We start from the raw sequence: 21,801 nt of genomic DNA on the forward strand, positions 1-21,801 counted from the left end.
AAGAGCATACCTCCTGTCCAAAAATCATGATCGGGCATAAAAAAATGACCCTAAATAAAATCTAAGGGCAGTTAATATTCTATGTGTTCTACAAAATTAAGCTAACTCCTGAAAGTGCCTAGGTCTGTGCTTCAAAAAAGGCCATTGATCTCGGCGTCGATTTTATTGATGACCAATCCCAAATCTTCCGGTTCGTCTACAAAATTCAATTTGTCTACATCAATAACCAAGAGATTGCCTTTTTCATAGCTTTGTGCCCATGCCTCGTAACGTTCGTTCAATCGGCTTAAATAATCAATGGAAATGCTGTTTTCATATTCCCGTCCCCGCTTGTGGATTTGGTTCACCAAATTTGGGATGGAACTTCTTAGGTAAATTAACAAGTCCGGCGGTTGAACCAAGGTCTCCATTAATTCAAATAGACTGGTGTAATTGCTAAAATCCCTATTGGTCATTAAGCCCATGGCATGGAGGTTTGGGGCAAAAATGTGGGCATCCTCATAAATGGTCCGGTCCTGAATAGTGTCTTTGCCACCTTTCCTGATCTGTAAAATTTGTCTGTACCTATTGTTTAAGAAGTATATCTGGAGATTAAAGCTCCATCTTTCCATTTGATTGTAAAAGTCGTCCAAATAGGGATTGTCAACCACATCTTCAAATTGGGCCTCCCACTGGTAGTGTTTGGATAATAATCTTGTCAAGGTTGTTTTGCCAGCCCCAATATTTCCTGCAACGGCGATATGCATAGGTTTGTAATTATGGTTAGTGTTTTTTGCACTTGTAATAAAGAGGTACAATATACAAGATATCGGGGGTATGTTAAAATCTTTGGAAGAATATCCGATAAAAAACTTATGGGAAAGGATAATTGTAATTTTTATTGATTTCGGATTAAACCAAATCAAATTGTTGTAGTCTTAAACTTGATATAAAATGTAAAATAATGAAAGGTTTCTATTTTTTCTCTTTGATGCTATTGGCGTCCCAATTCGGAATTTATGCCCAGGATTTTCAGGGTGAGGCTACTTATTTTAGCAAGACTAGTGTAAATATGGATTTTGGCGGAAGGCAAATACCAGAGGATAGAAAGAAGGAAATAATGCAAAGGATGAAGGAAGCCAATGAACGGACCTATATTTTAACCTTTGATAAGACCACATCGATCTATAAGGAGGAGGAAAGGTTGGAGCAGCCCGGAAATGATAGGGGCGGTAGACGATTTGGAATGATGGCCGGAGCAGGGGGCGATTATTACAAAGATGTGAAAGAAGGTAGGTATCTGGTGAAGAACGAACTTTTGGGGAAGATTTTTTTGGTGGATGATCAATTGCCCAAATTGGAATGGAAACTTGGAGGGGAATCAAAGCAGATTGGTAATTATACCGCCTTTAAGGCTACTGCAACCAAAACCATTAAGAGGCCCAATATGCGGGCAATTTTTCGCAGGGGAGGAGGCAATGATGAAAATAAGGAGGAGGAATATATAGAAAAGGATATAGAGGTAACAGCGTGGTATACTCCGGATGTTCCGGTAAATCAAGGTCCAGGCGAGTATTGGGGGCTTCCGGGCCTTATCTTGGAGGTCAGCGATGATATTACGGTTGTACTGTGTACAAAATTGGTGCTCAATCCTACAGAGAAGAAAGAGATAAAGGCTCCAAATAAGGGCAAGACGGTTACACAGGAGGAATATGATAAAATTTCCAAAGATAAGATGGCCGAAATGAGGGAGAATTTTCGTCGTCGTGGAGGTGGAGGCAATAGAGGTGGTGGGGGTGGCAGGCCATAGTTTCAACTGCTTTTAGTTACATTAAATAATTTAGGTATTTTAATTTTTTTATAGATGTACAATAAGAATGTTTATTCCGTACTGCTGGCTATTTTTGCTTTTACTTCAGCTTTTGGGCAAGAAATTACCCTAACGGGAACAGTTAAGGATTCCACGGGAGTGGGAATCGATATGGCAAATGTCATTGCCATAAATACAGAAACCAAGGCGTTGGAATCCTATGGCATTACAAACCACAGTGGACTCTATAAACTAAATTTAAAATCCGGTGCAAATTTTAACGTTCGCGTAAGTTATTTGGGTTTTAAGACGGAAGAGTTTTCTTTTACGGCACCTACGACCGATGTTGAGAAAGACATTGTACTATACGAGCAAGCCAATCAATTGGACGAGGTTGAGGTAACCTATGAGATGCCGGTTTCGGTGAAGGGAGATACCATAGTTTATAATACGGATTCTTTTGTTACGGGTACGGAAAAGAAGCTTAAGGATGTGCTGGCCAATTTACCTGGGGTAGAAATAAATGATGATGGGCAAATAGAGGTAGAGGGCAAACAAGTGACCAAAGTAATGGTGGAGGGCAAGGACTTCTTTGACGGGGACTCCAAGTTGGCGGCAGAAAATATTCCGGCCAATGCCTTGGATAAAATAGAGGTTTTGAGGAATTTTAATGAGGTAACCCAAATGAAGGGACTAACCAATGATACGGACAATGTTGCGCTTAATATTAAGCTGAAGGAAGGGAAGAAGAGGTTTTGGTTCGGGGAAATAACAGCAGGCCTTGGTACCAATGATAGTTATTTGGCACATCCAAAACTGTTTTACTACAGTCCGGATTATAGCATAAATATTATAACCGATCTTAATAATATTGGGGAAGCTCCTTTTAATAGAAGGGATTACCAGAGTTTTACCGGTGGATTTAGAAATCTGGGCAGTTCCAGTGGAAGTTCCATAAATATTGGCGGGGATGGATTGGGGCTTTCCAGTCTGCAGAACAATAGGGCAAAAAATATAGATACCAAGTTTGCCGCTGTGAATTTTAGTTATTCCCCTAAAGAAAATTGGGACTTGAGCGGCTTTGGTCTTTATTCCTATACCGGAACCCTCATGGAAAACCAAACAAGAAGGGTGTATATCTCCTCCAATGAAACAGAGGATGCCACTACTTCAACCGATCAAACCGCCCATTTGGGCTTGGCGAAGTTCAGTTCCATGTACAAGCCTAATGAAAGGTTTCAATTTGATTATGACATTCTTTTGAAACAGTCCAATGATAATGAGATGGAGAATGTTATTTCTGTTTCCACCATAACCGATGAAATTACGGAAATGAAAAAGCAAAAGCCCATTTCCGTAAATCAAAATGCCAATATTTATTATACTACTTTAAACTCAAAAAATATTTTTGCTTTTGAGGCACAACATATTTATCAGGATGAAGATCCATTTTACAATGCCATAAGGGACAATTTTGCCTTTACCGATATTTTTCCGGCAGATGAAAATCAGAGTATCTACAACCTCAATCAAGGTAAGAATACAATTACCAATAAAGTGGATGCGAAGTTGGATTACTATTGGGTTACCGGCCAAAAGAGTAATTTGAATTTTACTCTGGGTACTACACAGAGTCATCAGAATTTCAATTCAGGAATTTTTCAAATATTGGATGGAGGGGCGCCACTGAATTTTGTGGACAGCGAATTTAACAACGATGTAACCTATACTATTTCGGATTTGTATTTAGGGTTTCATTATAAGGTAATAGCCGGGATTTTTACCTTTAACCCCGGTCTAACCTTGCATCAATACGGCACAAAAAATGATCAACTGGGAACTACCGTTGAGGATAATCTAACCGCCTTGTTGCCGGACCTGTATATTAATGCACAACTTAAAAAATCGGAAAACATTAGGTTTAACTACAGGGTGTCAAGATCTTTCACGGATGTCAATAGTTTTGCAGAGGCCTATGTGCTCAACAACTACAACTCCGTTTATTCGGGGAACAGGGATTTGGAAAGTGCTTTGAACCATAACCTATCATTGAATTTCTTCAGTTTTAATATGTTCAATTTCACTAATATTTTTGGAAATATTGCCTACACAAAGCGAATAGATGCGCTTAAAAGTTCTTCGGAAATAATCGGCATTAACAGGATAGGTACTACCATAAACTCAAATTTGGAAGACGAATCCTTAAGTGCCAATGGCAGGTACCAGCGCACTTTTGGGAAAATTAAGGCCTCCGTGGGGGCAAATGTTTCTTGGTCTGCCACCAATAATATTATTGACCTTCAGCCAAGAAGATCGGAATCCTTTACCCAGAGTTATAATTCTTCATTAGCTACTAATTTTAGAAATTTGCCCAACCTGGAAGTAGGGTATAGATATACGGTAAATAATTATGATAACGGGGGTAGGGCCACTACCTTTTATACAGATCGGCCCTATGCAAAGTTTGATGCCACCTTTCTGAAAAGCTTCATTTTTACCATGGATTACGACTACTATAAGTACATGGACAAAGAAAATACGATAGACAATACCTATAGTTTTTTGGAAGGTAACCTCAGTTACCAGCAAAAGGACAGTCCATGGGAATTTGGGATAAAGGGAACCAACCTACTTGGAACGGAAACCCTGAATAGGGATAGCACCAACGAATTGTATTTTACGACCTCCTCTTATTTCATTCAACCCCGGTATATCTTGTTTACCGTAAAATACGATTTATAGATTTTTAGGGTCAATCCAAAAATTGTTGTTAAACATTTTTAGTTACGTCAAGAATTCTTGTACTTTTGTACGCGAAAAATATCGAGGAAGGATTTGACTGATTGCAACCTCATGTGCTGGATTAGTTTCGGCATAACAAAATGCTAAAGCAGTTTAAGTTGTTTTGTTCCCTTGGAACTGTAACACCCACTCTTCTCTAGTGTACTTGGTCAAATCCTTATTAATTTTTATATAGAAAGGATTTATGGCATATTTATTTACTTCGGAATCGGTTAGTGAAGGGCATCCAGATAAAATAGCAGATCAGATCAGCGATGCGCTATTGGACCATTTTTTGGCCTTTGACTCGGAAAGTAAGGTGGCTTGTGAAACGTTGGTCACCACTGGTCAAGTGGTATTGGCCGGGGAAGTCAAGAGTCATACCTACCTGGATGTACAACAAATAGCAAGGGATGTTATCAATAAAATTGGGTATACCAATGGGGATTACAAGTTTAGTGGGGATTCTTGTGGTGTAATTTCTTTGATCCATGAGCAGTCCAAAGAGATCAACCAAGGAGTGGACCGTGGTGCAAAGGAAGACCAAGGGGCGGGAGACCAAGGTATGATGTTCGGTTATGCCACTAAGGAAACAGAAAATTATATGCCCTTGGCCTTGGATATTTCCCATAAAATATTGCAGGTTTTGGCCGATTTGAGAAGGAGTGGGGATGCTATTACCTATTTAAGGCCAGATGCCAAGGCACAGGTGACTATAGAATATTCCGATGATAATGTACCCCAACGTATAGATACTGTTGTTGTTTCTACCCAGCATGATGAGTTTGATGGGGATGATGATTTAATGTTGGCGAAAATTAAGAAGGATATTATCTCCATTCTAATCCCAAGGGTAAAGGAACAATTGCCAATGGCAATACAAAAGCTTTTTAATGATACTATAAAGTATCATATAAACCCAACCGGAAAATTTGTCATAGGTGGGCCCCATGGGGATACAGGATTAACCGGAAGAAAGATTATTGTGGATACTTATGGCGGCAAAGGTGCCCATGGTGGTGGCGCGTTTAGCGGAAAAGACCCTAGTAAAGTAGATCGCAGTGCAGCTTATGCCGCAAGGCATGCTGCCAAAAATCTCGTTGCTGCCGGGGTTGCCGATGAAATATTGGTACAGGTTAGTTACGCTATTGGGGTAGTGGAGCCCACTTCAATTTTTGTTGATACCTATGGCACGGCCAAGGTGGCATTGAGCGATGGGGAGATTGCTAAGAAAGTAGCCCAATTGTTCGATATGCGTCCTTTTGCCATAGAGGATAGGTTAAAACTCAGAAACCCGATTTATTTGGAAACGGCGGCCTACGGACATATGGGCAAGGAACCTAAAAAAATGACCAAGGTTTTTGAATCGCCTTATAACGGACGTGTGGAAAAGGAAGTGGAATTATTCACTTGGGAGAAATTGGATGCTGTTGATTTGGTGAAACAAGCCTTCAATTTATAATTTTTTTGAAAAGATTAGGAAAAAAGAATTTTCCATACCTATATTTGCAAACCTAAAAGTTCAAACACTTATTGAATTGTTATCAAGAAAGGTGGAGGGAATAGACCCTTTGAAGCCTTAGCAACCCTTTGATCATTTATTAAAGAAGGTGCTAAATTCTACCTAAATACTGGATCATTTTTTTTTTTGATTTAAAGTATCCATGGCAGATAACACTAACGGTTACTTCTGTAGCTGACTTTCTTCTTAACTTTTTGATTTTATAATATTGCATTGTCGGCATTATTTGTTTTGGCTTTTTATTTTATCTATTTTAATAATATAAAAAAACAAGAAATCATGAGTACTCAAAAATTTTCAACAAATGCTCTGCATGCCGGACATGACACAAAATTGACAGCAGGAACCAGGGCTGTACCTATTTATCAGAATACGGCCTACGTATTTAATAATACCGACCATGCGGCCAATCTTTTTAATTTATCGGAACCTGGATTTATTTACACTAGGCTTAACAACCCTACCAATGACATTTTAGAGCAGCGTTTGGCGGCTTTGGAAGGTGGTATTGCCAGTGTGGTTACAGCTTCCGGTACGGCAGCCATTTCTACAGCTTTGTTGGTCCTGCTTAGAGCGGGGGATCATATAGTGGCTTCGAGTAGTCTTTATGGAGGTACCTATAATCTGTTGTCGGTGACTTTGCCTAGGTTGGGTATAACCACCACCTTTGTTGAGCCGGGCGACGAGGAGAATTTTGCCAATGCCGTTCAGGAAAATACCAGGGCCATTTTTGTGGAATCCTTAGGGAATCCAAAATTGGACGTATTGGACTTGAAAGCAATATCCGAAGTAGCCAAAAAGGCTAAAATACCTTTTATAGTGGATAATACTGTTGCTACAAGTGCTTTGGTAAAACCAATTGAACACGGAGCTAACATAGTAATCCATTCCCTTACCAAATATATAAATGGCAATGGTACTTCCATGGGGGGTGCTATAGTGGATGCCGGTACTTTCGATTGGAGCAGTGGTAAATTCCCTGAGTTTACTGAGCCATCTCCCGGATACCATGGTTTGGTTTATCACGATGTTCTGGGTGCCGCTGCCTTTATAGCCAAGGTGAGAATTGAAGGCTTAAGGGACCTTGGTGCTGCCTTGAGCCCCTTTAATGCCTTTCAAATTATTCAAGGTTTGGAAACCTTGGAACTACGTATCAAAAAACACAGTGAAAATGCTTTGGAATTGGCCAAATGGTTGGAAGGTAGAAAGGAAGTGGCATGGGTAAACTATCCAGGACTTCCGTCCAGTCCTTATTATACCTTGGCCAAAAAATACCTCCCCAACGGACAAAGCGGGATAGTGACCTTCGGGGTTAAGGGAGGATACGAATCGGCTAAAAAGGTAGTTGATGAAACCAAGCTATTTTCATTATTGGCAAATATTGGAGATACCAAGTCATTGATCATTCACCCAGCTAGCACAACGCACCAACAATTGGACGATGAAGCCCAACATACTACCGGGGTAACCAAGGATTTAATACGTCTATGCGTGGGGCTGGAGGATATCGAAGATATAAAGGCGGATTTGGTACAGGCATTTTCAACCATAGACAAATCTGTTTTAGCGTAAATTCCATAAAATTTCCACATAAATATTCATTGATAAAGTAATGTGGGAGTGCAGAAAATAGCAGCTAGTAAATAAAGGCACTCCCATATAACTTTGTACGCAACGACCATGTTCTTCCTGGAATAATTATAAAACTTATGTTACATCATCTTTCAATAAATAAATACGTTACCTATAGCGGCAAAACCCTGGACATTAATCTGTCCTACGAGATATTTGGCCAACCATTGCATTCCGCACCCATTATTATGGTGAACCATGCCCTTACAGGTAATTCCGATGTGGCTGGCGAACATGGCTGGTGGACAACATTGATCGGTGAAGGCAAATGCATAGACACCAAAAAGTACACCATTCTGTGCTTTAATATACCCGGAAATGGGTATGATGGGTTTGTAATAGATAATTATAAGGATTTTGTGGCCAAGGACATTGCCAAGATTTTCCTTCTGGGATTGGAAGCCTTGAAAATAAGTAAGTTGTATGCCCTGATAGGGGGTTCATTAGGAGGGGGTATAGCGTGGGAGATGGCGGCACTGGATCCGCACTTAACGGAACATCTTATTCCGGTAGCGTCGGATTGGAAGTCTACGGATTGGCTTATTGCCAATTGCCAGATACAGGAACAGTTCCTTATCAACTCAAAGCAGCCCGTGCACGATGCGCGTATGCATGCCATGCTCTGCTATAGGACGCCGGAATCCTTTAAGGAGCGGTTTAAAAGAAGTACCAATGAGGAGCTGAAAGTCTTTAATGTGGAGAGCTGGTTAACGCACCATGGTAAAAAATTACAGGAGCGCTTTCAGCTGTCGGCCTACAAATTAATGAACCAGCTGCTGAAGACTATTGATATCAATAGAAATGGGGAAGAGGCATTTATTAATCTTCAAAATAGCGATACCAACATTCACATCGTTGGCGTAGATTCCGACCTTTTTTTTACGGCCCAGGAAAATAAGGATACCTTTAAAAAATTGGCCCAGGCAAACAGCAATGTAACCTATGGGGAAATACATTCCTTACACGGTCACGATGCCTTCCTGATAGAATTCAATCAAATGGAAGAGTTGCTAAAAGGAGTTTTTGAGCGAAATGGAAGATCTAAAAAAGTAAAAGTTCTAAAATTTGGCGGCAAGTCATTGGCCAATGGAGTAGGGTTGGATACTGTACTTCAAATAATAACGACAAAGGTTAAGGATGGTGAAAATATAGCAGTAGTGGTTTCAGCCAGGAACAAGGCTACGGACCAATTGGAAGCTATGTTGGACAAGGCTGCCAAGGGGTTGGATTATGTAACGGATTTTGAAGAATTTGAAAAATATCAAAAGCATACCTATGGCAATGTTAATCTTTCCGAGGAATTTAGGGGATTGGTAAAATTGTTCGAAGGGGTGGCTTTATTGGGCGATTATAGTCCTAAAATAAAGGATCAGGTTTTAGCTTATGGAGAATTGCTTTCGGCAAAATTGGTAGCCAAATTGCTTATTGGCAAGGGCGTCAATGCCAAATTCATAGATTCGAGACAGCTTATTAAAACAGATTCAAATTTTGGCGACGCAAAGGTATTGGAGGCCTTGTCCAAGGAAAATGTAAAAAGTGAGTTTGGGAAATTGGATCTGGATGCTGTAGTGGTAACTACCGGGTTCATTGCCTCCAATGAACTAAACGAAACAACCACCTTGGGTAGAAACGGGAGTAATTATTCTGCCGCCTTATTGGCCAATTATCTCAATGCCGAGGAGTTGCAGAATTACACCCACGTAGATGGTATATTTACGGCCAATCCGGATTTGGTCACCGAGGCCAAAAGAATCTCGGAACTATCCTATAGCGAAGCCAATGAGCTGGCAAATTTTGGAACCAATATCCTACATGCCAAGACAATTATTCCATTAATAGAAAAGAATATTCCATTACGGATCCTAAATACTTTCAACAACGATAACGAGGGTACATTGATCAGTGCCAAGACCAGTAAGGAAGGTATCAAATCCTTGTCCGTTATTGAAAATATGGCCTTGATCAATTTGGAAGGTCGTGGTCTATTGGGTAAGGTGGGGGTGGATGCCCGTATTTTTAGGACAATGGGCAATAATAATATAAGTGTAAGTATTATTTCCCAGGGGTCTTCTGAAAGAGGGATTGGTCTGGTGGTAGACGCTAAAAATGCCAATTTGGCCAAAACTTCCTTGGAAGAGGAATTTCAAACCGATTTCAAATTACAGGATATTAACAATATTACGGTAATAGATCAGGTATCTGTAATTTCCATAGTGGGACAGGACCTTAGTACGTTTCATAAACCATTTAATGCGCTCATCAAAAACCAGGTGGTTCCCCTGTTGTTCAACAATACTGTTTCGGGAAAAAATGTGAGTTTGGTGGTTAAAAAATCAGATTTGCACAAGGCACTGAATGTAGTACATGGTCAGATATTTGGAATCAGTAAAAAAGTAAATTTGGCCATTTTTGGCCATGGAAACGTGGGGGGTACCCTCATTGATCAAATTCTTAAATCCAATAAGACCATTGAAAAAAGAAAAGGTATTAATATCAATGTTTTTGCGGTAGCCAATTCCAAAAAGGTGTTATTGAGTAAAAATGGTATTTCCAAAAACTGGAAAAGTGCCATGGAAACCAAGGCAATACCTTATAAATTAAACGATATCTTTAAATACGCCAAGGATAATCATTTGGAGAACCTCATTGCTGTGGACAATACTGCCAATGAGGATTTTGTGGCCTCGTATTTTGATTTTGTGGATAACGGTTTTGATTTGGTTTCGTCCAATAAGATTGCCAATACCTTGGGTTTCGATTATTATCAGTTGCTCAGGGAGGAGCTTGCCAAACATCAAAAACAGTACTTATATGAAACCAATGTTGGGGCGGGACTTCCGTTGATAGATACCATTAAGTTGTTACATCTTTCAGGAGAGAATATAACAAGAATAAAAGGGGTGTTCTCGGGGTCCCTAAGTTATATTTTCAACACTTTTTCTGAAAAGGACGCATCATTCCGGGAAATTTTAAAAGAAGCAATGGATTTGGGGTATACCGAGCCGGATCCGCGCGAAGATCTTTCGGGGAACGATGTGGGTAGGAAATTACTCATTTTGGCCAGGGAGCTGGATCTGAGCAATGAGTTTTCGGATATTCAAATTGAAAATCTAATCCCAGAGTCCTTGCAAGATGTTGATGTAAAAAGCTTTTTGGAACAACTGGATGTTTTGGATGAAAAGTTTAGCAAGATAAAGAAGGCGCAAAAACCAGGATACGTGTTACGCTATGTGGGCGACCTTTCAGGAGACTTGAACAAGGAAAAGGGGAAATTGGAAGTAAAATTGATCTCTGTTCCCAAGGAAAGTGCACTAGGGCAAATAAAGGGGTCCGATTCCATTATTGAGATTTATACGGAGTCTTATGGACAGCATCCCTTGGTAATACAAGGAGCAGGCGCAGGTGCGGCTGTGACGGCCAGAGGGGTTTTTGGGGATATTTTGAGGATTGCTGAAAAAGGTTAAACTTCTGTGGCTTCGGCTCCGCCTGTCTGCCGACAGGCAGGCTCAGCCACCGTTGATATTCGGAGATTGAGCGTAGTCGAAATCGAGATTATGGGTATTTGAGATAAAATGGTTTTAATTTTATTTAAAGTGTGAAAGGTTTCCTGTATATATTGGAATGTTCAGATGGAAGTTATTATTGTGGTAGTACAGTGGATTTAGACAAGAGGTTAAAGGAACACGCTGATGGCAAGGGGTCTAACCACACAAAGAAGAGGCTTCCAATTAAGTTGTTGTACATAGAGGAATATGATAGGATTGATAAAGCATTTTATCGCGAAAAGCAAATACAAGGTTGGAGCCGTAATAAAAAGGAGGCATTGATTAATGGGGATTTAGCAAAATTAAATGGTCTTGCTGAATGTAAAAATGAATCCCATTATAAATATTATGTTGAAGAGAAGTATAATAAGTAATTGGTTCGTGGCTTCGGCTCCGCTCAGCCACCGGGAAAAGATTGGAGATTGAGCGTAGTCGAAATCGGGCATAGTTGAGAAGAAGGATGTTTGGACATGGCATCGGTTGAATCCAGCCACCGTTGATATTCGGAGATTGAGCGTAGTCGAAATCGGTTAGGGTTGAGAGGGGAAGAATTTGAATGTGTCTTCGGCTCCGAAAAGCCACTGGGGTAATCCCAATGGGAAATGTCCGTGGGCCGGAACATCAATACACTTTCCCTTGAACAGGAGACAAAAAATGTAACTAAAGCTTCCATTGTAATGGAGGCCAAAAGAATTAGATAGATTAGAAATAATGAAAAAGAATTTTAAATTTGAAACGGAAGCGATACGCACCCAAACAGAACGTACCCAGTTTTTGGAGCATTCCACTCCTATGTATTTAACTTCGAGTTTTATTTTTGAGGATGCAGAGGACATGCGCGCTTCCTTTGCAGAAGAAAAGGAACGCAATATTTATTCCAGGTATAGCAATCCCAATTCCTCGGAGTTTGTTGAAAAGGTTTGTAAGATGGAAGGTGCCGAGGATGGTTTTGCCTTTGCCTCCGGTATGGCAGCCGTGTTTTCTACCTTTGCGGCCCTGTTGGAAAGTGGAGACCATATTATTTCTGCTAGAAGTATATTTGGATCTACCCATAGTTTGTTTACGCAGATATTTCCTAAATGGAATGTTTCCACCAGTTATTTTAAAATTGATGAACTGGATACATTGGAGGCATTGGTGACTCCTAAGACCAAAATCATCTATGCAGAAACTCCTACCAATCCCGGAGTGGATGTTTTGGATTTGGAAGAATTGGGCCATTTTGCCAAAAAGCACAATTTGATTTATATTATAGATAATTGCTTTGCTTCGCCCTATTTACAGCAACCTATTAAATTCGGCGCCGATTTGGTCATCCATTCTGGAACCAAACTAATGGACGGACAGGGCAGGGTGTTGGCCGGTATTACTGTGGGAAGCAAGGCCTTGATAGATAGGGTGTATCGTTTTTCCAGAATTTCGGGTCCGTCCCTATCGCCTTTTAATGCATGGGTACTGTCCAAAAGCTTGGAAACTTTGGCGTTACGGGTGGATAAACATTGTGACAACGCCCTGAAATTGGCCGAATTCCTAGAAGGCCACCCCAAGGTCAATTGGGTAAAATATCCCTTTTTAAAATCGCATCCTAAATATGAAGTGGCCAAGAAACAGATGAGGGCAGGGGGCTGTGTAGTGGCATTTGAAGTAAAAGGTGGTGTTGAAGCCGGACAGAAATTCTTCAACGGTATAAAAATGTTGTCCTTGTCCGCTAATTTAGGGGATTCAAGAAGTATAGTCACACACCCGGCATCAACCACACACAGTAAGTTGTCCATTGAAGAAAGATTGGCATCGGGTATTACCGATGGTATGGTTCGGGTGTCGGTAGGCTTGGAGCATATAGATGATATAATAGCGGATATTGAACAAGCACTGGGGTAGGAGGATCGCACTAAGTTTAAAATAGCGCTTGGCCCGTTTTTGTAAAAATGGGACAAGCCTTATAGCGAATGTTAATTTTCCTTATCTTCGCTGCATGCTTTCCAAAAAGACAAAATACGGATTAAAGGCACTAACCTTCTTGGCGGCTCAAAAGGGGCGTACCCCTGTTCAGATATCTGAAATAGCCAAACATGAAAACATTTCCCAAAAATTTCTGGAGAGTATTCTTCTCACTTTGAGAAAAACGGGACTTCTTGGTTCCAAAAAAGGAAAAGGTGGAGGGTATTACCTAATTAAGGAACCCAAAGATATTCCAATGACTACTGTGATGAGGGTATTGGAGGGCCCAATAGCGATGGTGCCCTGCGTAAGTTTAAACTTCTACGAAAAATGTGAGGACTGTCCGGATGAGGCCAGCTGTTCCGTACATAAATTAATGCTACAGGTCAGGGATAGTACTCTGGAAGTCTTTAGGAACAATACACTTGCCGACCTGGTACCTTAGGTGCCATAAACAGTATTTTCAGGTTTGTTCGGTGGTTTTTGCCGTATTCTGGTCAGGGGCGTTCATTATCGTTAAAAATCAAGGGAAATTTTGTTAATCTACTAAATTTATAGGGTAAGTTGAATTTTAACTATATTTTTTTATTGTGTTTTGCAAAATATTTCTATTTTTGCTTACTCTATTAAATCGATAGGGTAATAAATTTAAGTTTTTTGTCATATGATTGCCGAACAATTAATTTCAAATAATAATTCAAATACTGTAACCAAAAGTTATAAGGCGGATAAGTCCTCCGAAAATCCTAAAAGGAGTATTGCCAAATCTATTAGTTGGAGAATTATTGGAACTCTGGACACCATTCTTATTTCTTGGATCGTTACCGGTACATTGTCAGTTGCCTTTTCAATTGGAGTTGTGGAGTTGTTTACCAAGATGTTGTTGTACTTCTTTCATGAAAGAATCTGGAACAAGATAAGTTGGGGGAAGTAGAACGGAAATATTCAAGGAAATTAAAGCATTGAGGATCATGGCATACACAGAGCAACAGATACATAAGTTAAATCAACAATTTAAGGGGATTCCGCCAGAGGAGATAATTTCCTGGGCAATACAGTCTGCCGAGAAACCATTGGTAACTACCAATTTCCGTCCATATGAGGTGGCCATTTTGCATGCCGTAACGGATGTTTCCCCTTATATACCTGTGATTTGGTGCGATACTGGTTACAATACGCCCAATACATACAAACATGCCGAAGAGCTAATTGCAAGATTGCATTTAAATATAAAGCTGTATGTACCCAAGCAAACCTCTTCGCACAGGGATGCTATAATGGGGATCCCCGGTATAGATGATCCCAGGCATCAACTTTTTACGGAGCAGGTAAAATTGGAGCCGTTTAGAAGGGCTATGGAAGAGCATAAACCCGATGTGTGGTTTACGAATCTTAGACAGGGCCAGACCGCTCTAAGGGATTCGCTGGATATATTAAGTTTAAGCAAGGACGGGGTTTTAAAGGTGAGTCCATTTTATCATTATAATGATAGTCAATTGGATGCTTACCTAAAGGACAGGAATTTGCCCAATGAGCATAAATATTTTGACCCCACCAAGGTATTGGAAAACCGGGAATGTGGACTGCATACCTAAGAAAGGAATATTAACAATTGGCGATTGCTTCCAATACAGGAAGGCCAATTAAATACAGAATTATTGTGAGCATTGTAGAATCAGAATTGGAAACAGTAGTAGACGTGAGCGGATCTAATGAATTGGAAGTATTGAACAATAATGCTTTGGAGAACGAAGCAATTTATATTTTAAGGGAAGTTGCGGCGCAGTTTGAAAAGCCGGTGTTGCTTTTTTCGGGAGGTAAAGATTCCATTACCTTGGTGAGATTGGCACAAAAGGCCTTTTTTCCGGCTAAGATACCTTTCCCGTTAATGCATATAGATACGGGGCATAATTTCCCGGAAACTATAGCTTTTAGGGATAAGTTGGTCAAGGAATTGGGGGTGGAATTAATTGTTCGTAAGGTTCAGGATTCCATAGATCAGGGAAAAGTGGTAGAGGAAACTGGGAAATACTCCAGCAGGAATATGTTACAGACCACTACCTTGTTGGATGCCATTGAGGAATTTAAATTTGATGCCTGTATCGGTGGAGCCAGGAGGGATGAAGAAAAGGCACGCGCCAAAGAACGTATCTTTTCGGTACGTGACGATTTTGGTCAGTGGGACGAGAAAAACCAACGTCCAGAGTTGTTCGATATGTTGAACGGGCAGATAGAGTTGGGACAGAACGTACGGGTATTTCCAATAAGTAACTGGACAGAATTGGATGTTTGGAGCTATATCCAAAAAGAGGAAATAGAAATACCGTCCATTTATTTTGCCCATAAGAGAAAGATATTCCTTAGGGACGGATTTATATGGTCGGCCGAAGATGATGTGGTTTTTCGCTCTGAAGATGAAAAGGTGGAAGAGCGTATGGTTCGTTTTAGAACTGTTGGGGATATGAGTTGTACTTCGGCGGTATTGTCACACGCAGATACCATTGAAAAGGTAGTTGGCGAAATTAGGGAGTCCAAGATTTCGGAAAGGGGAGCTAGAATAGATGATAAGCGCTCCGAAGCCGCCATGGAGAAAAGAAAACAACAAGGATACTTTTAAAGTCGGCATTTGAAGTGGGTTGGCACTTGTGAAAATTGTCAACGGAATCTCATGCCAAATACAAAACACAATAGAAATGGAAGTACTAAAAATAGCAACAGCAGGAAGTGTAGATGACGGTAAAAGTACCTTGATAGGGAGATTGCTGTATGATACCAAATCCCTTACCGACGATAAGTTGGAGGCCATTGAAAAGACCAGCAAGCAAAAAGGATATGATTATCTGGATTTCTCTTTGGCTACCGATGGTTTGGTGGCGGAAAGGGAACAAGGAATTACTATAGATGTAGCGCATATCTACTTCTCTACGCCCAACAAGAGTTATATTATAGCGGATACTCCTGGACATGTGGAATATACACGTAACATGGTTACAGGTGCTTCTACCTCCCAAGCAGCTATTATTTTGATCGATGCAAGAAAAGGAGTGATAGAGCAGACCAATAGACACTTTTTTATCAATAATTTATTGAGGATCAAAGATGTTATTGTAGCCATTAATAAAATGGACTTGGTTGATTATTCGGAAGAAAGATATAACGAGATCAAGGCCGATTTTGAGAAATTGATGAGCAAACGGGATTATCAGGACCAGAAAATAACCTTTATTCCGGTTAGTGCACTTAAGGGGGATAACGTGGTAAACAGGTCGGAGAAAATGACTTGGTACAAAGGGCAGACCTTATTGGAGCATTTTGAAGGATTGGACAGAAAGGATATCTATAATGTAGGTACCCCAAGATTTCCAGTGCAATATGTGATACGTCCCAAAACGGAGGAATTCCACGATTTTAGGGGATTTGCCGGTAAAGTGTACGGAGGGGAGCTGAGTGTTGGTGACGAAGTCGTGGTCTTGCCATCAATGACCAAATCCAAGATTAAGGATATTTATTTCTACGACAAAAAGTATAAAACGGCAACAAGACGCTCTTCCGTTACCATTACCTTGGAAGACGAGATTAATGTAAGCAGGGGGGATATGTTGGTCAAGGCAGGGGATTTGCCTACTATAGACAAACAATTTACAGCTACGGTTTCATGGATGGATTCCCAAAATTTAACCGTGGGAAGCAAATATGTAGTACAGCACGGGGTAAACAAGGTTTTGGCAAAAGTTGAGAACATTCACCATAAGATTAATCCAGATTACTCTGGTATAGATACCTCTATCACTTCTTTGGGCATGAACGATATAGCACAGGTCACCTTTAGATTGAACAAGCCAATTTTTTATGATTCCTTCAAGAATCACAGAACCAATGGCTCCTTTATCCTAATAGATAATCAATCCAATACAACAGCTGGGGTTGGGTTTATAAACTAAACCGTCTTCCGTACCTTAGGGTGTGGAATTGTTGTCAGTTTAATCTATTATCCCTATGGGATAAGCCTTTTAAATGAATTTAATTATTTTGAATATAAAATAAAAGTAGCATGCGGTCTTTTAGAACAGAAGTGGAAAACCCGATTGTAGAACAGGATATTATAGCCTTGGAAGCTAAGATCCGTGAATTTCAAGGCGGTAATTTGGATGAGGAAAAATTCCGTAGTCTACGTTTGGCAAGGGGAATTTATGGGCAACGACAGCCAGGGGTCCAAATGATTCGTATAAAATTACCCTATGGTAAAGTTAGCTCCCAGCAGTTAAGAAGGATATGTGATGTATCGGAAGAATACTCTACCGGCAGACTACATATAACAACCCGTCAGGATATCCAGATCCATTATGTGGATATTAACCGTACCCCGGAATTATGGGCGCAGTTGGAACAGGATGATATTACGATCAGGGAAGCCTGTGGGAATACGGTGAGGAACGTTACCGCCAGTGAAACTGCTGGAATAGATATAAACGAACCTTTTGATGTTTCTCCCTATGCACATGCACTGTTTCAATACTTTTTAAGAAACCCCATTAGTCAGGAGATGGGAAGGAAGTTTAAAGTTTCCTTTTCAGCCTCGGATGAGGATACAGGTCTATCATACATGCACGATCTTGGATTTATTGCCAAGATAGAAAATGGAGTAAGAGGGTTTAAAGTGCTTTTAGGTGGAGGATTGGGCTCACAGCCCAGACATGCAGATGTTATCTATTCTTTTCTGCCCACAGACAAGATTATACCGTTAATGGAAGGTGTAGTTCGTGTTTTTGACCGTTATGGGGAAAGAAAAAGTAGGGCAAAGGCCAGGATGAAATTTTTAATTAAGGATATTGGTTTGGACGGATTTAGACAATTGTTGGAAGAAGAGCAATTGGCTATACCTGTTCAAACGTACGAAATAGATGCGGATGCCTATCCAAGTGTGAATATTGCCGGGAATGAAGCTCCGGAAGTAACCATCAAAGACCAAAAGGCCTTTGATAAATGGAAGGCTACCAACTTGGTTCCTCAAAAACAACAGGGATATGTTGCCATTGGGGTCAAGGTATTATTGGGCGATTTTTATATAGAAAAAGCCAGGCAATTGGCAGATTTGGTGGAAAAATATGCAGCCGGCGAAATTAGATTGAGCCTGCGTCAAAATATATTGATTCCTTATGTAAAGGAATCGTTGGTGCCCTTTTTCTATCAGGAGTTGGAGAAATTGGGATTTGCCGAAATTGGATACAATACTGCCTTGGATATCACCGCTTGTCCCGGTACCGATACCTGTAATCTTGGAATTGCCAGTAGTACCGGAATAGCAGAGGAATTGGAGAGGCTGATCAAGGCAGAATACCCACATTATATAGATAACCCGGATGTGGTTATTAAAATAAGCGGCTGTATGAACGCCTGTGGGCAACATAATATGGCCAATATTGGTTTTCAGGGAATGTCTGTGAGAACAAAGGATAAATTGGTGGCCCCGGCACTTCAAGTGCTATTGGGAGGAGGTAATTTTGGGGACGGAAATGGCCGTTTTGCAGATAAGGTTATTAAGATACCTAGTAAGAGGGGGCCGGAATCTTTGAGACTCATTTTAAATGATTACGATGCCAACGGCAATGGTAAACCTTTTGTAGAATATTATGAAGAAAAGGGCCAAATGTATTTTTATGATTTTCTAAAGCCTTTGTCAGATGTGGATAACCTAACGGCATCCGATTTTATTGATTGGGGAACTTCTGAAAAATATGAACAAGCTATTGGGATTGGAGAATGCGCCGGGGTAGTAATAGATTTGATAGCCACCTTGTTGTTTGACAGTGAGGAAAAAATTGAAACTGCTAAATTGAATTTGGAAGAGGGGAAATGGGCGGCCAGTATCTACCATTCCTATTCGTCCATGGTAAATACGGCCAAAGCATTATTAACGGCCGAAAATACAAAGGTAAATACCCATATCAGTATTATAAAGGATTTTGATGAGCTGTTTGTGGCTTCAGGGAAATTTAAATTGGAGCAAGGTTTTGAGAAAATGGTGCTTCAATTAAATCGGAATGCACCAACAGAGTCCTTTGCAAAGGCCTATTTAAATGATGCTGAGGAGTTTTTGACCAAGGTGGAAGCTTTTAGGAAATTGGAATTGACAAACGCTTAGTAATGATCGGTAAGAAAGATAATATTCACCTTGACACCACAGTGGGAATTCCTGCTTCCCATCAGGTACCCATGGGCCATGGACAGTTGACCGTCGTTGGTGCTGGGCCTGGTGATGTGGAGTTGATTACGCTTAAGGCCATAAAGGCCTTGCAGGCGGCCGATGTAGTATTGTACGATGCCCTGGTGGATGTCTCCCTATTGAATTACGCGCCTAATGCGGAACATATTTTTGTTGGCAAAAGGAAAGGGTGCTATGCCTATCAACAGGAACAGATAAATGACCTTATTGTTAGTAGGGCCAGAACCCACGGTCACGTTGTAAGATTAAAGGGAGGTGATCCCTTTGTTTTTGGCCGAGGGGCGGAGGAAATGGAATATGCAGCCAGTAAAGGTCTAGAGGTGGCCATGGTTCCGGGTATCTCCTCTTCGGTGGCCGTACCGGCTTCCCAAAACATACCGGTAACCAAAAGGGGTGCTGCAGAGAGTTTTTGGGTAATTACGGGAACAACAAAGGATCATAAATTATCCGCAGATGTTGCCTTGGCGGCCAAATCCAATGCCACTATCGTTATACTGATGGGGATGGGCAAACTTTCGGAGATAGTTGGGCTGTTCCAGAAGGAAGGAAAATCTGCAACACCCATCGCTATAATACAGAATGGTACCCGGGAAGACGAAAAGGTTGGTATTGGGACTATAGGTTCAATTGAGGAAATAGTGGTTAAGGAACAATTAAGCAATCCAGCCATTATCATTATTGGAGAGGTGGTAAGCCATAGGGCTGCCATATTAAATTTTAACGAAATATTAAAGAGCCACGAAGTGGTGGCGCAATAGATAAAGAGAGACATTCAAAGGAAGGGGCCTAAGCCCTAATGGATGTCATAATTAAATAGGAATTAATCAAAGTAGTATGATAAAGACAGATATACTTATTATTGGAGCGGGTCCAACAGGGTTGTTCACAGTTTTTGAAGCGGGATTGTTGAAATTGAAGACGCATCTTATTGATGCCCTGCCTCAACCCGGGGGTCAATGTTCTGAAATTTATCCTAAGAAACCTATATACGATATTCCGGCATTTCCGGAAATTCTTGCTGGGGATTTGGTAAAGAATCTGATGCAGCAAATACAACCTTTCGAACCTGGGTTTACTTTGGGCGAGAGAGCTGAGACTTTGGATAAGTTGGAAGATGGTTCTTTTGTGGTAACTACTAATAAAGGAACAAAACACCATGCTCCGGTGGTAGTTATTGCCGGAGGATTGGGCTCTTTTGAACCTAGAAAACCTTTGATCCCCAATTTGGCCGATTTTGAGGACAAGGGAGTGGCATACATTATAAAGGATCCAGAAGTATATAGGGATAAAAAAGTAGTAATCTCCGGAGGAGGGGATTCGGCCTTGGATTGGGCAATATTCCTTTCCGATGTGGCTGCTGAGGTGTCTTTGGTGCACAGAAGAAATGAATTTAGGGGAGCCCTGGATTCTGTGGAAAAAGCTGCTGACTTGGCCAAACAAGGTAAGATCAAGTTATTTACCGAAGCCGAGGTGGTTAAACTGTACGGAGACGATATTTTGGAAGCCGTTGTGGTAAAACACAATGATGAGGCCAAAGGCGAAAGCTATGTGGAAGCGGATAATTTTATTCCATTGTTCGGACTTTCCCCAAAATTAGGGCCCATTGGCGATTGGGGACTTGAAATAGAAAAAAATGCCATTAAGGTAAACAATGCCTATGATTATCAGACAAATATCCCAGGGGTTTATGCCATTGGGGATGTAAACACCTACCCAGGAAAGCTTAAACTAATTTTGTCCGGGTTCCATGAAGCGGCCGTGATGTGCCAAAGTGCCTACCAGTTGATCAACCCTGGAAAGCGTTATGTAATGAAATATACCACTGTAGGAGGGGTAGAAGGATTTGATGGTAGCAAGAAGGAAGCAAAAAAAGAAGTAGTTCAAAGTATTTTGGCCTAATCCCCAATTGGGATCAAACTTTTAGCCTGCCAGGTCTTGAAATCTGGCAGGTTTCGTTTTATCATAATTTCCCTGAAATTGAATTTTCGGGAGTCGTAAAATAAAGTAATGTTTCCTTGTTTTTAAGGGCACTGTTGCGTTACTTTGCAGTTAGTTCATTATCAATTTGAAACGTTATCAAGAAAGGTGGAGGGACTAGACCCAGTGAAGCCTTAGCAACCCTTTTTCTTAATCGGTAACCATCGGGAAGAATAAGAAGGTGCTACGTTCTAATCCTATGTTTTATTCTATTTATCTAGAATTTCATTTGGGAATAGATAACATAAAGAAAGACGCAGGTCCGAAACTTTTCCTTACTTGATTTTATTAATTTTTTTGATACCGACAACCGGGTTGTTATACTTTGTTTTTCGGGTGTCAATTTTCTAATTTTATGGTCCCAAATCGTTTAGGGCCATTTGTGATGGTA

Annotated in this window: 16 protein-coding genes and 2 riboswitches; of the genes, 15 read left to right on the plus strand and 1 reads right to left on the minus strand. The window is 40.6% G+C overall.

What is annotated here, in order from left to right:
- Window positions 1-131: 131 nt before the first annotated feature.
- Window positions 132-746 (minus strand): deoxynucleoside kinase, encoded by a 615-nt coding sequence (locus tag QSE00_RS17535; RefSeq protein ID WP_031445163.1) that lies wholly within the window; start codon window positions 744-746, stop codon window positions 132-134.
- Between the two features lie 197 nt (window positions 747-943).
- On the opposite strand from QSE00_RS17535, the gene QSE00_RS17540 reads away from it, so the two are divergent.
- The 15 genes from QSE00_RS17540 (at window position 944) to QSE00_RS17610 (ending at window position 21,332) form a co-directional block, all read left to right on the plus strand.
- Entirely contained in the window at window positions 944-1,789 is an 846-nt protein-coding gene (locus QSE00_RS17540; protein WP_286106930.1) for a GLPGLI family protein, read from the plus strand.
- Between the two features lie 54 nt (window positions 1,790-1,843).
- Window positions 1,844-4,531 carry a TonB-dependent receptor gene (locus tag QSE00_RS17545; protein WP_286106931.1) on the plus strand — a complete coding sequence of 896 codons (2,688 nt, stop codon included), beginning with the start codon at window positions 1,844-1,846 and terminating at the stop codon, window positions 4,529-4,531.
- Between the two features lie 244 nt (window positions 4,532-4,775).
- Window positions 4,776-6,032: a methionine adenosyltransferase gene (gene metK, locus QSE00_RS17550; protein ID WP_286106932.1), complete on the plus strand. Its 1,257-nt coding sequence runs from the start codon at window positions 4,776-4,778 to the stop codon at window positions 6,030-6,032.
- Between the two features lie 76 nt (window positions 6,033-6,108).
- A riboswitch (SAM riboswitch) is annotated at window positions 6,109-6,248 on the plus strand.
- A gap of 123 nt (window positions 6,249-6,371) precedes the next feature.
- On the plus strand, window positions 6,372-7,664 hold the full coding sequence (locus QSE00_RS17555) for an O-acetylhomoserine aminocarboxypropyltransferase/cysteine synthase family protein (protein WP_110357516.1): 1,293 nt from the start codon (window positions 6,372-6,374) through the stop codon (window positions 7,662-7,664).
- A 137-nt stretch (window positions 7,665-7,801) separates the two neighbouring features.
- Window positions 7,802-11,188, plus strand: coding sequence for a bifunctional aspartate kinase/homoserine dehydrogenase I (gene thrA / locus QSE00_RS17560; RefSeq protein WP_110357476.1), 3,387 nt, complete (start codon window positions 7,802-7,804; stop codon window positions 11,186-11,188).
- A gap of 131 nt (window positions 11,189-11,319) precedes the next feature.
- Window positions 11,320-11,643 carry a GIY-YIG nuclease family protein gene (locus QSE00_RS17565; protein WP_110357475.1) on the plus strand — a complete coding sequence of 108 codons (324 nt, stop codon included), beginning with the start codon at window positions 11,320-11,322 and terminating at the stop codon, window positions 11,641-11,643.
- Window positions 11,644-11,980: 337 nt separating this feature from the next.
- Window positions 11,981-13,150 (plus strand): trans-sulfuration enzyme family protein, encoded by a 1,170-nt coding sequence (locus QSE00_RS17570; protein WP_286106933.1) that lies wholly within the window; start codon window positions 11,981-11,983, stop codon window positions 13,148-13,150.
- Between the two features lie 94 nt (window positions 13,151-13,244).
- Window positions 13,245-13,655 (plus strand): RrF2 family transcriptional regulator, encoded by a 411-nt coding sequence (locus QSE00_RS17575; RefSeq protein ID WP_110357473.1) that lies wholly within the window; start codon window positions 13,245-13,247, stop codon window positions 13,653-13,655.
- A gap of 219 nt (window positions 13,656-13,874) precedes the next feature.
- Complete coding sequence (locus QSE00_RS17580) at window positions 13,875-14,144, plus strand: DUF2061 domain-containing protein (RefSeq protein WP_110357472.1); 270 nt, start codon at window positions 13,875-13,877, stop codon at window positions 14,142-14,144.
- A 37-nt stretch (window positions 14,145-14,181) separates the two neighbouring features.
- Entirely contained in the window at window positions 14,182-14,805 is a 624-nt protein-coding gene (locus QSE00_RS17585) for a phosphoadenosine phosphosulfate reductase domain-containing protein (protein ID WP_110357471.1), read from the plus strand.
- Between the two features lie 122 nt (window positions 14,806-14,927).
- Entirely contained in the window at window positions 14,928-15,827 is a 900-nt protein-coding gene (cysD, locus tag QSE00_RS17590) for a sulfate adenylyltransferase subunit CysD (protein WP_110357515.1), read from the plus strand.
- 76 nt (window positions 15,828-15,903) lie between these two features.
- Window positions 15,904-17,151 carry a sulfate adenylyltransferase subunit 1 gene (locus QSE00_RS17595; protein WP_110357514.1) on the plus strand — a complete coding sequence of 416 codons (1,248 nt, stop codon included), beginning with the start codon at window positions 15,904-15,906 and terminating at the stop codon, window positions 17,149-17,151.
- A 110-nt stretch (window positions 17,152-17,261) separates the two neighbouring features.
- The gene (locus QSE00_RS17600) at window positions 17,262-19,352 is read left to right on the plus strand and encodes a HEPN domain-containing protein (RefSeq protein WP_110357470.1); all 2,091 of its coding nucleotides are present in this window, start codon (window positions 17,262-17,264) and stop codon (window positions 19,350-19,352) included.
- Window positions 19,353-19,423: 71 nt separating this feature from the next.
- Window positions 19,424-20,191, plus strand: coding sequence for a uroporphyrinogen-III C-methyltransferase (gene cobA, locus QSE00_RS17605; RefSeq protein ID WP_286106954.1), 768 nt, complete (start codon window positions 19,424-19,426; stop codon window positions 20,189-20,191).
- A gap of 76 nt (window positions 20,192-20,267) precedes the next feature.
- On the plus strand, window positions 20,268-21,332 hold the full coding sequence (locus tag QSE00_RS17610) for an NAD(P)/FAD-dependent oxidoreductase (RefSeq protein ID WP_286106934.1): 1,065 nt from the start codon (window positions 20,268-20,270) through the stop codon (window positions 21,330-21,332).
- 171 nt (window positions 21,333-21,503) lie between these two features.
- Window positions 21,504-21,656: riboswitch (SAM riboswitch) on the plus strand.
- Window positions 21,657-21,801 lie beyond the last annotated feature (145 nt).

Source organism: Arenibacter flavimaris, assembly GCF_030291335.1.
Taxonomy (GTDB): Bacteria; Bacteroidota; Bacteroidia; order Flavobacteriales; family Flavobacteriaceae; genus Arenibacter.